Below are 13,596 nucleotides of genomic sequence, written 5' to 3' on the forward strand. Positions count from 1 at the left end.
GCGCCGGCCGGGTCAGACCGGCAGCGCGCGCCCGCCTGTCAGGTGGACCGTGCGGTCGATGAGCCCGCCCGGCACGGTGACGTGGGAGATCAGCACGACGGCCTGATCGTCACCGACCGCGGAGAGCAGATCGGTCAGGAGAGCGTCGGATGCCGCGGCGTCGACGCCCGCCGTCGGCTCGTCGAGAACGAGCACGGGGAAGCCGCGCAGGAGCGCCCGCGCGAGCGAGATCCGCTGCGCCTGACCCCCCGAGACGAGCCGGCCGCGCTCGCCGACCCGGGCGTCGAGGCCGCCGCGCTCCCGCAGCCACGGCCCGAGGCCGACGCGCTCCAGAACGGCCTCGAGGTCGGCATCCGTCGCAGTGTCGCGCGCGAACAGGAGGTTCTGGCGGATGTCTTCGTCGAAGAGCATCGGGTCCTGCTCGCACAGACCGACCGTGAGGCGGAGGTCGTCGGGGGCGAGGTCCCGGGCGGAGGCGCCACCGACCTCGTAGGTGCCGTCGACCTCGAGGAACCGCACGAGGGCGTGCGCGAGAGTCGTCTTGCCGGCGCCGCTCGCGCCGACGACGAGCACGCGCTCGCCGGGCCGCACGTCGAGGTCGACGTCGACGAGCGCGGGCGAACGGTCGCCGGGCCAGCGCACTGTGGCGCCGCGAAGGCGCAGTCCGGTGCCGAGCGGAGGTGCCACACCGGTTGACGTCCGAGCCGCGGGGATCTCGGCCGGCACCTCATCGGGCACGGCGCCGGCGATCCGCTCCGCCGCCGCCCGCACCTGCCGCCACGACGAGGCCGCGAGCGGAACCGAGCCGAAGACATCGAACACCGCCATCGGGACGAGCACGACGACCGCGAGCGCCGGGCCCCCGAGCGAGCCGTCGAACACGGCCGGAGCCGCGACGCCGACCGCAGCGAGGGTCGCGGCGCCGGCGAGCAGCGACACGAGCGCCGTCGTCCCCGCCTGCGCGCCCGCCCGCCGCGTGATGGCGCCCCGCAGTGCGGCGTCGGCCTGTCGCACGCGGTCGCGGCTGGCGGCGTCCGCCCCGTAGGCGACGAGCACATCGAGGCTCCCCAGGTGGTCGATGAGGGCGTCGGTGAGCCGCGCGCGGAGCGGTGCGATCGCCCGCTCGGCGTGCGACCCGGCCGCCCACCCCCAGGCCGTCGCGGCCACGACGGCGACGGCGAGGCATCCGATGAGCGTGAGCGCTGCCGGGGGATGGAGGAGGGCGACGACGATCACGGACGCGACGACGACCGACGCCGATGACACGAGGGGGAGGATCACGCGGAGCGGCAGGTTCTGCAGCTCGTCGACGTCATCGACGAGGGCCGCCAGCGTGGAGCCGCGCGAGGTGCGGCCGAGGCCCGCGGGGGCGTGGGGGAGGAGCCGGCGGATGAGGTCGGTGCGGGTGCGGGCGAGTTGCCGCAGGGCTCCGTCGTGGCTGGCGAGACGCTCCGCGTAGCGGAACACCGCGCGCGAGAGCGCGAACGCTCGCACGCCGACGACGGCGAGCGTGATGTACATGACGAGCGGCTGCTCCGCCGCCCGGACGATGAGCCACGCGCTCGTGGCGAGGAGGGCGATGGCGGATGCCTCGGAGAGGAACCCGGCTGCGAGGGCGGGCCAGAACCGCCGGGTCTCGGGAACGGCCGCCCGCAGGACGTCGGGAGGGGCGGTCATGCGGTCACCTCCGCGGCGCCCAGGCGCACCACGCGGTCGGCGATCTGCCGCGCGCTCGGCCGGTGCGAGACGAGGAGGAGCGCCGCTCCATTGTCGGCGAGGCGTCGGAGCGAGCGCCACAGCACGGCTTCCGTCTCGGCGTCGAGCGCGGCCGTCGGCTCATCGAGCGCGATCACTCCCGCCCGCCCCGCGAGGTGCCGGGCGATCGCGCGCGCCACGGCGACCCGCTGCGCCTGTCCGCCCGACAGGCCCGAGCCCTGCACGCCGAGGAGACGGCCCGGGTCGAGGTCGCCGGCGCCGGCGCGTGCGAGCGCGTCCCGGACGAGGTCATCGGATGCCGCCGGCTCGCCGAGCCTCACGTTGTCGGCGATCGAGCCGGCGACGAGGCCCGGTCGCTGCCCCGCCCAGGCGAGCCACTGGGCGGGTGACACCGATGCGGCATCCGTTCCGGAGATCGTGATCGAGCCGGAGTGCGGCGCGGCGCCCAGAAGCGCGGCGAGCAGGCTCGACTTGCCGGCGCCGCTCGGCCCCTCGAGGAGCACGACCTCGCCGGAGCGCACCCGGAGAGTGACCGGCGGGAGGCCGCGCACCGATACCGCGTCGACGACGAGGTCGACGTCGGTGACCGGCGGTGCGGCCGCGCGCAGGGCGCGGCCGCCTTCTGCGGCGTCTGCCTCCTGCAGGACGGCGAACACGTCACGGGTGGCCGCGACGCCTTCGCTCGAGGCGTGGAACTGCACGCCGACCTGACGCAACGGCAGATAGGCCTCGGGCGCGAGGAGGAGCACGAAGAGTCCGATGATCAGGGGGAGCGAGCCGTCGAGCAGGCGGAAGCCGATCGTGACGGCGACGATGGCGACCGAGATCGACGCGAGGAACTCCAGGGCGAACCCCGAGAGGAACGAGACCCGCAGCACCCGCATCATCTCGCGCCGGTAGCCGTCGGTCACCCGTTCGATCGAGTCGGCGGCGCGGTGCTGGCGACCGAACACGGTCAGCGTCGAGAGCCCCTGCACCGTGTCGGAGAAGCGGGCGGCGAGCGTGCCGAGCGTGTCCCACTGACGGTCCTGCACCTTCCGGGTCGCGAGCCCGATGAGGATCATGAAGATCGGGATCAGCGGGATCGTGAGAACGACGGTGAGTCCCGAGACCCAGTCGGCGGCCCACATCACCGCGATGAGGATCGGGGTGGCGAGCGCCGTCTGCACGAGCTGCGGCAGATAGCGCCCGAAATACGCGTCGAGGGCTTCGAGTCCACGACCTGCGATGAGCGTCAGCCGCGCCGTGTTCTGCGCCCCGAGCCATCCCGAGCCGAGGCGCTCGACGGCGTCGAGGAGGGCGCTGCGAAGCTGCGACTCGACGCGGGCCGCCGCGCGCGCGGCCACGAGCTCCCTCGCCCACAGCAGCAGCGCACGGGCGGCGACCACGCCGCCCAGCGCCAGCAGGGTGGCGCCGATCTCCCGCCCCGCGATCGCGTCGACGATCGCCCGGGTGGTGAACCATGCGAACCCGACGATCGCCGCGGTCTGGGCGAGACCGATCGCGGCGATGAGCGCGAAGAAGACGCGGGATGCCGCGGCGTAGCGGAGCAGGCGCGGGTCGAGCGGTGGCTGCCTCAGGTCGCTGCGGGCGGGGGACGGCACGGCTCTAGTGCGCCGCCGAAGCGGCCTTCTCGATGTGCTGGCGGGTCACGCGCTTGCGGAAGATCCAGTAGGTCCACGCCTGGTATCCGAGCACGAGGGGCAAGAAGACGAGCGCCGCCCACGACATCACCGTCAGGGTGTAGTCGGAGCTCGAGGCGTTCTCGATCGTGAGGGAGAACGCCGGGTCCGTCGAGGACGGCATGACGAACGGGAACAGCGCGAAGAAGAGCATGACGACGGCGGACACGATCGTCCCGGCGCCGAACGCGAACGCCCAGCCATCGCGGCGACGGACGTTGGCCACGGCAGACGAGATGAGCGTCAGGGCCGCGACCGCGCCGAAGAAGAAGACCCCCCACAGCAGCGGCGCGTCTCGCGAGGTCGCGATGGCCGCGGTCCACAGGACGGTTCCGGCAGCCAGGACGATCGTCGGGATCGCCACGCGTCGCGCCAGACGGTGCGCGTCCTCCTGCACCGGTCCGTCGGTCTTCAGCGCGACGAAGTAGACGCCGTGCAGGAAGAACAGCAGGAGCGTCGTCGCGCCGACCCAGAGTCCGTAGGGGTTGAGGAGCGTCAGCAGCGACCCGGTGAACTCCTTGTCGGCGTCGATCGGCACGCCCTGCACGATGTTGCCGAAGGCGACGCCCCAGAGGAACGCCGGCACCGCAGAGCCGATCACGATGAAACGGTCGAAGCGGCGCTTCCACTCGCGTTCCTCGCGCTGGTGGCGGTACTCGAACGACACACCGCGCAAGATCAGGGCGAGGAGGATGAACAGCAGCGGCAGGTAGAACCCGCTGAAGAGGGTCGCGTACCACTCGGGGAACGCGGCGAACAGGCATGCCCCCGCCACGATCACCCAGGTCTCGTTGAGATCCCAGATGGGCCCGATCGTATTGATGACCTGACGCCGCGAGACGTCGTTCTTGCCCAGGAAGGGCAGGCTCATCCCGACACCGAAGTCGAACCCGTCGAGCACGAAGTAGCCGACGAAGAAGGCTCCGACGATGAAGAACCAGAGGTAGGCGAGATCCATGGCGGGCTCCTAGTAGACCGTCGAGGGGGTCTGATCGACCGGCAGGTCGCGCGGGTCGGGGTCGTCGGGGCCGGGGAGCGGCGCAGGTCCCTGCTGGGCGGCCTTGAGGATCAGGCGGAATTCCACCACGGCGAGCGAGGCGTAGATCGCCGTGAACGCGAGGAGCGAGATCAGCACCGTCCACCCGGGAACGCTCGGCGAGACGCCGTCCTCGGTGAGCATCAGGCTGAAGACGATCCACGGCTGCCGGCCCATCTCGGTGAAGATCCAGCCCACGAGGCTGCCGAGGAGGGGGAGGGGCGCCGACCAGATGGCGACGCGCCACATCCATCCGGCGACCGGCCGGGTCGCCTTGCGACGCGTGACCCAGAGGCCCGCCACGGAGATCAACGTGGCCAGTCCGCCGAAGCCCATCATCCACCGGAACGACCAGTAGGTGACCCAGACTTCGGGACGGTAGTCGATGCCCGCGCCGAAGCGCTGCTCATAGATGCCCTGGAGATCGTTGAGGCCTTCGACGCAGCCGTCGAGGGTGTGGGTGGAAAGGAACGACAGCAGGTAGGGCACGCGCAGCGACCAGACCTCCTCGGAGCCGTCGGGGGTGCCGATCGAGAAGATCGAGAACGAGGCATCGGCTCCGCAGGCCCTGTCCCAGAGTGCCTCTGCCGCGGCCATCTTCATCGGCTGGGTCTGCACCATCACGAGGCCGAGCTGATCGCCGCTGATCGCGGTGCCCGCGAACGAGATGATCATGAACCACATGCCGTACCGCAGCACGGGGCGCATGGTGTCGAGGTGCTGGCCGCGACGGAGGTGGTAGGCGGCGACCGCGATGATGACCGCCGCGGCGAACATGAAGGCGGAGAAGATCGTGTGGGGGAAGGCAGCGAGGGCGACGGGGTTCGTCAGCAGGGCGAAGAAGTCGACGAGCTCGGCGCGGCCCGACTCGGGGTTGAGCTCGTACCCCACCGGGTTCTGCATGAAGGCGTTGGCCGACAGGATGAAGTAGGCGGAGAGGATCGAGCCGAACGCGGTCGCCCAGATGGTGAGCAGGTGGATGCGGCGGGGGAGTTTGTCCCACCCGAAGATCCACAGGCCGATGAAGGTCGCCTCGAAGAAGAAGGCCATAAGGCCTTCGAAGGCGAGCGGTGCGCCGAAGACGTCGCCGACGAACCGCGAGTACGACGACCAGTTCATGCCGAACTGGAACTCCTGCACGATGCCGGTGACGACGCCCATCGCGAAGTTGATGAGGAAGATCTTCCCGAACAGGCGGGTGAGGTGGAGCCACTTCACGTCGCCGGTCCGGTGCCAGATCGTCTGGAAGATCGCGACCGTGAGAGCCATGCCGAGGGTGAGCGGCACGAAGAGGTAGTGGTACAGGGTCGTGAGACCGAACTGCCACCGCGCCAGGATCAGCGGGTCGAGAAACTCCACGGGTTGTCCCTTCGACGGATGTCTTCTCGACGTTACGTCGACATCCGGATCGCGGTTTCTCCTTCGGCCGTGCAAAATACGCCAGCCCCTCGCGCCCACTCGATCGGGGGCCTAGGGTGCCCCTATGATCGGCAGCCCCACCCCCAGACGCTCCCGTCAGCTGCACGCCGGTCTCGCCGCCGCGGTCACCGCCCTCCTCATCTTCACCGCGGGCCCGGGAGTCGCATCCGCCGCGTCGCCGACCCCCGGATCGACGGATGCCGGTGCCCCGGCGCCCGAGCCGGCCACGCCCTCGGCATCGCCCCCTCCTCCCGTCGAATCCACGCCACCCGCGCCCGTGCCGGAGTCGCCGAACCCGGATGATCCCCGTGCCACGCCCTCCGCGACGCCGCCGGTGCCGGGGTCTCCCGACGTGCCCACGCCCGGCGATCCGGTGCCGGGTGCCCCTCTGCCGGAGGACCCGCTGCCCGAGGACCCGCTGCCCGAGGACCCGCTGCCCGGGGACCCCGCCCCGCCTGCCCCCGACGACGCGCCCCCCGGCGATCAGCCGTCGGTCGACGCCCGTCTCGTGCCGGCGCGCATCGCCGCGACGCTGCCTCCCGCCTCCCGGCTGAGCGGGCCCACCGCGGTCGACCAGGCCGCCGCCATCAGCCGCGCGCTCTACCCGGGCGGGGCCGACGTCGTCGTGGTCGCCGCGACGACGGCGTCCGACGCGCACATCGCCGCTTTCGTCGCGGGGTCGGTGGGTGCGCCCGTGCTCTACGCCGGCTCCGGTAGCGTCCCCGCTGCGACCGCTCGCGAGATCGCGCGCCTGTCCCCGACGCGCATCGTGGTCGTCGGATCCTCCGCGGCGGTCTCGACAGCGGCGGAGTCCGCCCTGGCGAGAACGGCGCCGGTCGAACGCATCGACGGCGACAACGTCTACGGCCTGTCGCAGAACGCGCTCCGCGCCGTCGGGGATGCGACGACGGTCTACGCGGCCGACGGCGCCACGATGATCCACGCCCCGGCCGGTGTCGCGGTCGCGGGGGCGACGGATCGGGGGTTCCTCGCGATCAACGGTCGTCGTGCATCGGCGCCTCCGGGCACACTGAACACCCTCCGCGCGGTCGGTGCGCGGGAGGTCGTCCTCGTGGGCGGCACCTCGAGCATCGGCGCCGGTTTCGTGTCGTCGCTCCGCGCCGAGGGCTTCACGGTGCGGCGGCTGGCAGGGTCCAGTCGCACGGCCGTGAGCCTCGCCGCGGCGGCGGAGTACCCGGCGGGTTCGACGCGGACGGTGCTCGCCTCGGCATCGGCGCCGGGCCACGTGACCGCGACCGCAGCCGCCATCGCCGGCCTCACCCGGCAGCCCTTCTCCTACGCGCAGTTGGAGTGCGTCTTCGACTCCGTCGCCGCCGAGATGGCACGGCGGAAGGACACGCCCCTGGTCATCGGCTCACCCACGGCGCTGCGCGCTCAGGTCGCCGCCGGCGACAGCTGCACGACCGTTCGCACAGCAGGGGAGCGGGCGCTGTTACGCGATCTGCGGGCGGCGCAGGCGCGGCATCCCGGATCGTCGTACACCGTCACGGTGCGCCAGATCGGCGGGCTCGGCGAGGTGGTCAGTTCGGGCGGATCGACCCGCCGTGAGCCCGCCAGCATGATGAAGCTCTTCGTCGCCTGGGCCTCGTTCGAGCGGATCGAGCGGGGTCAGGCGTCGCTGAAGACGAAGCTGTCGTCGGGACTGACCGTGGAGCAGTGCCTGCGGGAGCTGATCTGGATGTCCGACAACTACTGCCATACCGACCTCGTCCATTGGATCGGGCTCTCGAAACTCAACCGCGAGATCGCGGCGGCGGGGTTCTCACGCACCGCCTACGGGTCGGTGCTCCGCGGCCAGGACGTGCTCTACGGTGGCAACCGGACGACGACGAACGATCTCACCCTGCTCCTGACGCGCCTCGACTCGGGAGCGCTGCTCAACAAGAAGCACACGTCGCACCTCCGCGGGTTGATGAACGATCAGCTCTTCCGGTCGCGCATCCCGAACGGCCTTCCGGCCTCGGCGTATCAGGCGTCGAAGCCGGGATCGCTCTGGGTGTCGGGTGGTCTGCTCCAGGCCGACTCGGCGATCGTCGCCGGGGGCCGAGGGCGTTACGTGATCAGCGTCATCGGTGACGCGGGGGCGACCAAGGCCGGCATCCGGGACATCTCACGTGCGGTCTACAGCCACTTCAACGGCGCGTTCGGCAAAGCGATCACCCACTCCGACCTGCACGTCCGGACGACGACGGCGACGCCGTGGCGCAGGTCGCCGGGCGGCGCCATCGCGGGCAGTATCCCGCCCGGGACGCCGTTGCAGGTCTCCGACTCGAGGCGCCACTGGTACAAGGTCCACTACCGTGGCGGCTACGCGTGGATCTGGTACTCGAAGGTGCGCAGCAACCTCAGCTGACGGGCTCGACGGGGCTGTGCGCGCCGTCGGGCGTGCGGCGCATGAGACGGATCACGCAGTCGCGCGGATCGCACGACGAGCGCTCGGCGTCGACCGCGAGTGGCCCGCCGGCTTCGCGGAGAGCGCCCCGCATGAGACCGAGGTGCACGTCGCACAGCGTCTTCGTGTGGGATGCCTGAGCCTCCGCATGATCGCACTGGGCGAGGTCGATCTGAAGCGTGTCCTCGTCGACGACCGGTTCGAAGCCGCCATCGAGGAGCTGCTCGACGAGCGCATCGAGCTGATGCTGCTCCTCGGGGACGAGGGTTCCCTCCGTCGAGGGCATCACGCGCCTCATGAGGTCGCCGCGTTCGCGGGCCGCCTGCACCTTGCGTCGGTGTTCGTCGCTCGAGACGCTCGCGCCGTCGACGGCGCGGTAGAACACGCGTGGACGACCGCGCACCGTGCGCTTCTCGGTCTCGGTGGCGACGAAGCCGCGTTCGATGAGCCGCTGCAGGTGCTCGCGCACCGTGTTGGCGTGCAGGCCGGTGGCGGTGACGAGCTCACCGATCGTCTGCTGCGGATGCGTCTGCAGCAGGTGGAGGATCTCCACGCGTGAATAGGTGGAGATGGCGTTGTAGGAAGCGGGCCGCCCCGTCGTCATGTCTCTATTATCTCGCTCCGATTCGCGCCGTGGGGCGCCGCGCTCGTGGGAATTGACTATGTCCCGCCGCGGGAGGGAGACCTACGCTGGAGCAATGCGCCGCCCTGTCCCCGCCCCCACCGCTCCCGGTCAAGAAAGCGTCTGGGACTACCCCCGGCCGCCCCGCGTCGAGAAGGTCCACGACCGGGTGACGATCACTCTCGGGGGTGTGAAGATCCTCTCCACCGACGACGTCGTCCGTGTTCTCGAGACCAGCCACCCACCCGTGTATTACGTGCCGATCGCGGACTTCGTCCCCGGAGCGCTGACGCCCGCGGACGGATCGTCGTTCTGCGAGTTCAAGGGCGGTGCGCGGTACTTCGACGTGCAGGGTGGTGGCGAGATCCGTGAGGGCGCGGCGTGGACCTACCCGACGCCCACTCGCGGATTCGAGCAGCTCGTCGGCCGGGTCGCCGTCTACGCCCAGGGCATGGATGCCTGCACCGTCGGCGATGAGACCGTCGAACCGCAGCCCGGGCGCTTCTACGGCGGCTGGGTCACCTCCTGGGTGGTCGGGCCGTTCAAGGGCACGCCGGGGTCGATGGGCTGGTGAGCGGCCACACGGCCGCGGACCTCCCTCCGATCGAGTTCGCCTTCCCGGGGCCGCTTCGCGACAGGATCATCGCGGCGATCGTCGCAGGCGAAAAGACGGCGACCAGTTCGCTCGTCCGCGAGTACGAACAGGAGGGCGCCCCGCTGCCCGCCGTGGGCGACCGGGGCGTCGCGATCGATTCGCAGGGCGTCGCCGTCGCGGTGCTGGAGACGACGGCCGTCGAAATCGTGGCACTGCGAGACGTCTCCGATTCGCATGCCCGCGCCGAGGGCGAGGGCTACGCGGATGCCGCGGACTGGCGAGAAGGGCACCTGCGCTTCTGGACCTCACCGGAGATGACGGAAGAGCTCGGTGACGCATTCATCGTGGACGGCGATGCGCGCGTCGTGCTGGAGCGGTTCGCGGTCATCGAGCGCCTGAGCGCCCCGGGCGGCGAAGAGGTCCGCGTCGGGGCGACCCTGGAGGGGTCCTCGTTCGTCGGAATCGCAGGCGACCGTGCCCGTCCGGGAAGAACGAGGCTCAAGAAGGCGCGACGCCTGTTCCGATCGATTTCCAATCGGCGCGCGATACCGGTGACCATCGCCCTCGCGGCGACCCTCCTCGGGACTTTTCTGCTCGCCCGTCACGAACGGCGGGTGCGCGACGTCTCGATACGCCAGACGTGACGGGCGAAGGGCCGATCTGGGGTTTTGCGGCGTCAGGCGGACGCGAGCGTGCTCTTCCAGCCCAGCGACGGGGCGACGTACTTCGCGAACGACTCGACGATGCGGAGGTTGAACTCCACGCCCAGCTGGCTGGGGATCGTCAGCATCAGGGTGTCGGCGGCCGCGACGGCAGCATCCTGCTGGAGCTGCTCGACGAGCTGGTCGGGGGTTCCCGTGTACGTGCGGCCGAACGTCGCGTGCATCCCGTCGATGACGCCCATGCCCCCGTCGCTGCCCGATCGGCCGAAGTACATCTCATCCTCGGCCGTCGTGATCGGGAAGATCGACCGGCTGACGGAGACCCGCGGCGTGCCGGCGTGACCCGCGGCATCCCAGGCCGAACGGAAGCCGTCGATCTGGTCGGCCTGCAGCAGGTCGAACTCGCGGCCGTCGGCCTCGGTGAGCAGCGTCGACGACATGAGGTTCACCCCCGTCGTCCCCGCCCATGCGGCGGTGTCGCGGTTGCCGGCGCCCCACCAGACGCGCGAGCGCAGTCCGGGGGAGTGCGGCTCGATGCGCTGGAGCCCTGTGCCGCCGCCCAACGGGCTGTGCGGATCGCGCTCGGCGAGGCCCTTGCCGTCGATGGCGTCGAGGAAGCGGGAGAAGTGATCGCGGGCGATGTCGGCTCCGCGCGGATCCTGCGATCCGGTGTAGCCGAACACCTCGTATCCCTTCACCACGGTCTCCGGTGAGCCGCGGCTCACGCCGAGCGCGAGGCGTCCGTCGGAGATCAGGTCGACCGCAGCGGCCTCCTCGGCGAGGTACAGCGGGTTCTCGTATCGCATGTCGATGACGCCTGTCCCGATCTCGATGCGCGAGGTCTTCGCGGCGATCGCCGCGAGCAGGGGGAAGGGGGCGGCCTGCTGGCGAGCGAAGTGGTGCACGCGGAAGGAGATGCCGTTCACACCGAGATCGTCCATGCCCTGGGCCAGGTCGATCGCCTGGTGCATCGAGTCGCGTGCGGTGAGCTCGCGCCCGTGCCCGAGGGGGCCGTAGTGGCCGAAGGAGAGAGTTCCGAAACGCTGCATGGTGGCGATAACGCCGCCGCGCGGCATCCCATTCCCGTGAATAGGATGCCGCGCGGCGAGGGAATGTCAGACGGTTGCTGCCGGTGCGGCGACGGCGGCGCGGAGGGCGTCGACGAAAGGCGTGGTCGGTCGGCCGATCAGGCGTGCGAGCGTGGGGCCGACCTCGCTCAGGTCGCCCCGCGCGATACCCGCCTGCATCTCGGCGACGAAGCCGACGGTGCCGGCATCGAGCCCGGCGGCGGTGAGGCCGGCCTCGAGCTGCTCACGCGTCAGCGAGACGTAACCGACCTCGCGGCCCGTCACCTCGCCGATCGCGGCGGCGACCTGGGCGTACGATACGGCGGTGTCGCCGGTGAGCTCGTAGGTCTGGCCGACGTGGCCGTCCTCGAGCAGCACGACGGCCGCCGCCTCGGCGAAGTCGACGCGCGCGGCGGCGGCGACGGTGGCGTCACCCGCGTGCGCGGCCAGTGCGCCCGACTCGGATGCCTGAGCGACATCGGCGAGGTAGTTCTCGGTGTACCAGTTGTTCCGGAGGATCACCGCGGGCACACCGCTCGCGGCGATCGCCTCCTCGGTGGCCTTGTGATCGGGGGCCAGGATGAAGGGGCTGCTGTCGGCCTTCACGATGCTGGTGTAGACGAGCTTCGAGACGCCCGCGGCCTTCGCCGCGTCGATGACGTTCACGTGCTGCGCGAGGCGCGCGCCGGCGTCGGGGCTCGAGACGAGCAGCACCGAGTCGACGCCGTCCAGTGCGGCGGAGATCGACTCGGGGAGGGTGAAATCGAGGGGCACGACGCGGACGCCGCGGTCGGCGAGGTCCTGCGCCTTGGCGACCGTGCGCGCACCGGCGACGATGTCGCTCGGGGCCGCACCCCGCTCGAGGAGGGCGTCGATGACGAGGTGGCCGAGGTGTCCGCTCGCAGCGGTGACGAGAATGGTCATGGGGAGTCCTTTCGATTCACGCGAGGTCGCATGTCTTCAGACCGAACGTCCCCCAATCTCGTGCATTCCATCTGGCGGGTACCCACCTTTTGGTAAGGTACCGACATGGATGTCAGTTTTCAGCAGATGCGCGAACATGCTCCCGGGATCTTCGCCGAAGGCTGCCCGACCCGGACGGTCCTCGATCACGTGATGAGCAAGTGGGGCGTCCTGGTGCTCATGGCGCTGACCGACGGTACCCTCCGTTGGGGCGACCTCCGCCGCGCCGTGGACGGGGTGAGTGAGAAGATGCTCGCCTCCACGCTCCGTACCCTCGCCGCCGACGGTCTCATCGAGCGCACCTCGTACCCCGAGGTCCCCCCGCGCGTGGAGTATTCGCTGACGCCGCGCGGGCGTGAGCTGATGGTGCGGATGATGCCCCTCATGTCCTGGATCGGCGACAACGCCGACGAGATGCTCGCCCGCTGATCCACGCCTGGCGCTCACGGAGCGTGTGAGGATCGGAAGATGACTGTTCTCGGAACCAGCGACCTCGACGTCTTCCCCCTCGCCTTCGGCGGCAACGTCTTCGGATGGACGGCCGACCGCGACACCTCCTTCGCGCTGCTCGACGCCTTCACCGCCGGCGGGGGCACCCTGGTGGACACGGCCGACGTGTACAGCGCCTGGGCACCGGGCAACTCGGGTGGCGAGAGCGAGACGATCATCGGCGAGTGGGTCGCCGCTCGGGGCCTCGGCGACGTCGTCATCGCGACCAAGGTGAGCCAGCATCCCGACTTCCGCGGCCTGTCGGGGTCGAACATCCGGTCCGCCGCCGAGGCGTCGCTCCGCCGGCTCGGAGTGGACACGATCGACCTCTACTACGCCCACGCCGAAGACGCCGAGACGCCCCTCGAGGAGACCGTCGCCGCGTTCGGCGCCCTCGTGGCCGACGGGCTCATCCGCTATCCCGCGATCTCGAACTTCTCCGCGGAGCGCACGCGCGAGTGGGTCCGGCTCGCCGACGAGATGGGCGTCGCCCGTCCGGTCGCCGTTCAGCCGCGCTACAACCTCGTCGACCGCGCGATCGAGGCAGACCTCCTTCCCGTCGCCGTCGACGAGGGCCTCACCGTCCTCCCGTACTCGGCGCTGGCGAGCGGATTCCTGAGCGGCAAGTACCGGTCGGAGGACCACGCCGGGCAGACGTCGCCTCGCGCCGGCACCGCCGCGTCGTTCGCGACCGTCGAAGGACTCGGCATCCTCGACGTGCTCGACGCGGTCTCGTCCGCGCACGGCGTGCCGGTGGCATCCGTCGCGCTGGGGTGGCTGCGCGCGAAGGGAACCGTTCCGATCGCCTCGGCGTCGCGCACCGATCAGATGGACGCGCTGCTGACCGGAGCACGTCTCGACCTGACCGCCGAGGACGTGGCCGCACTGGATGCCGCGTCGCAGGCGTACGCGGACGCGTCGGTCTGATCGGC

12 protein-coding genes are annotated in these 13,596 nt (G+C 70.9%); 5 read left to right on the forward strand and 7 right to left on the reverse strand.

The features are described 5' to 3' along the window. Positions 1-12: 12 nt before the first annotated feature. Genes cydC through ACJJV7_RS14425 form a run of 4 tightly spaced genes read right to left on the reverse strand, consistent with a single transcriptional unit; the run spans position 13 to position 5,793 of the window. Positions 13-1,677: a thiol reductant ABC exporter subunit CydC gene (gene cydC / locus ACJJV7_RS14410; RefSeq protein ID WP_405373593.1), complete on the reverse strand. Its 1,665-nt coding sequence runs from the start codon at positions 1,675-1,677 to the stop codon at positions 13-15. Beyond that, a complete protein-coding gene (gene cydD, locus ACJJV7_RS14415) occupies positions 1,674-3,320 on the reverse strand; it encodes a thiol reductant ABC exporter subunit CydD (protein ID WP_405373591.1) in 1,647 nt (548 codons plus the stop codon). The genes cydC and cydD overlap by 4 nt, the downstream gene beginning before the upstream one ends. Positions 3,321-3,324: 4 nt before the next feature. Continuing rightward, on the reverse strand, positions 3,325-4,356 hold the full coding sequence (gene cydB / locus ACJJV7_RS14420; RefSeq protein WP_405373589.1) for a cytochrome d ubiquinol oxidase subunit II: 1,032 nt from the start codon (positions 4,354-4,356) through the stop codon (positions 3,325-3,327). Between the two features lie 9 nt (positions 4,357-4,365). Then, positions 4,366-5,793 (reverse strand): cytochrome ubiquinol oxidase subunit I, encoded by a 1,428-nt coding sequence (locus ACJJV7_RS14425; RefSeq protein WP_405373587.1) that lies wholly within the window; start codon positions 5,791-5,793, stop codon positions 4,366-4,368. A gap of 124 nt (positions 5,794-5,917) precedes the next feature. On the opposite strand from ACJJV7_RS14425, the gene ACJJV7_RS14430 reads away from it, so the two are divergent. Further along, positions 5,918-8,227 carry a serine hydrolase gene (locus ACJJV7_RS14430; protein ID WP_405467873.1) on the forward strand — a complete coding sequence of 770 codons (2,310 nt, stop codon included), beginning with the start codon at positions 5,918-5,920 and terminating at the stop codon, positions 8,225-8,227. Here ACJJV7_RS14430 and ACJJV7_RS14435 read toward each other — a convergent pair. After that, positions 8,220-8,870, reverse strand: a complete 651-nt coding sequence (locus ACJJV7_RS14435) for a helix-turn-helix transcriptional regulator (protein WP_405373583.1) — start codon at positions 8,868-8,870, stop codon at positions 8,220-8,222. The two genes, ACJJV7_RS14430 and ACJJV7_RS14435, sit on opposite strands and share 8 nt — an antisense overlap. A 94-nt stretch (positions 8,871-8,964) precedes the next feature. Here ACJJV7_RS14435 and ACJJV7_RS14440 point away from each other — a divergent pair, with 94 nt between their 5' ends. Both ACJJV7_RS14440 and ACJJV7_RS14445 read left to right on the forward strand, forming a co-directional pair. Then, positions 8,965-9,462, forward strand: coding sequence for a DUF427 domain-containing protein (locus tag ACJJV7_RS14440; RefSeq protein WP_405373581.1), 498 nt, complete (start codon positions 8,965-8,967; stop codon positions 9,460-9,462). Beyond that, positions 9,459-10,127, forward strand: a complete 669-nt coding sequence (locus ACJJV7_RS14445; protein WP_405373579.1) for an ASCH domain-containing protein — start codon at positions 9,459-9,461, stop codon at positions 10,125-10,127. Before ACJJV7_RS14440 ends, ACJJV7_RS14445 begins: the two co-directional genes overlap by 4 nt. A 32-nt stretch (positions 10,128-10,159) precedes the next feature. Here ACJJV7_RS14445 and ACJJV7_RS14450 read toward each other — a convergent pair whose 3' ends face one another. Together ACJJV7_RS14450 and ACJJV7_RS14455 are read right to left on the reverse strand one after the other, a co-directional pair. After that, complete coding sequence (locus ACJJV7_RS14450; protein ID WP_405373577.1) at positions 10,160-11,194, reverse strand: LLM class flavin-dependent oxidoreductase; 1,035 nt, start codon at positions 11,192-11,194, stop codon at positions 10,160-10,162. A gap of 66 nt (positions 11,195-11,260) precedes the next feature. After that, on the reverse strand, positions 11,261-12,136 hold the full coding sequence (locus ACJJV7_RS14455) for an SDR family oxidoreductase (protein ID WP_405373575.1): 876 nt from the start codon (positions 12,134-12,136) through the stop codon (positions 11,261-11,263). A gap of 105 nt (positions 12,137-12,241) precedes the next feature. Between ACJJV7_RS14455 and ACJJV7_RS14460 the strand changes: the two genes are divergently transcribed. Next, positions 12,242-12,604: a winged helix-turn-helix transcriptional regulator gene (locus tag ACJJV7_RS14460; protein ID WP_405373574.1), complete on the forward strand. Its 363-nt coding sequence runs from the start codon at positions 12,242-12,244 to the stop codon at positions 12,602-12,604. A gap of 39 nt (positions 12,605-12,643) precedes the next feature. Further along, positions 12,644-13,591, forward strand: coding sequence for an aldo/keto reductase (locus ACJJV7_RS14465; protein ID WP_405373572.1), 948 nt, complete (start codon positions 12,644-12,646; stop codon positions 13,589-13,591). Positions 13,592-13,596 lie beyond the last annotated feature (5 nt).

The organism is Microbacterium sp. Ld4, assembly GCF_045066555.1.
In the GTDB taxonomy this organism is placed as follows: domain Bacteria; phylum Actinomycetota; class Actinomycetes; order Actinomycetales; family Microbacteriaceae; genus Microbacterium.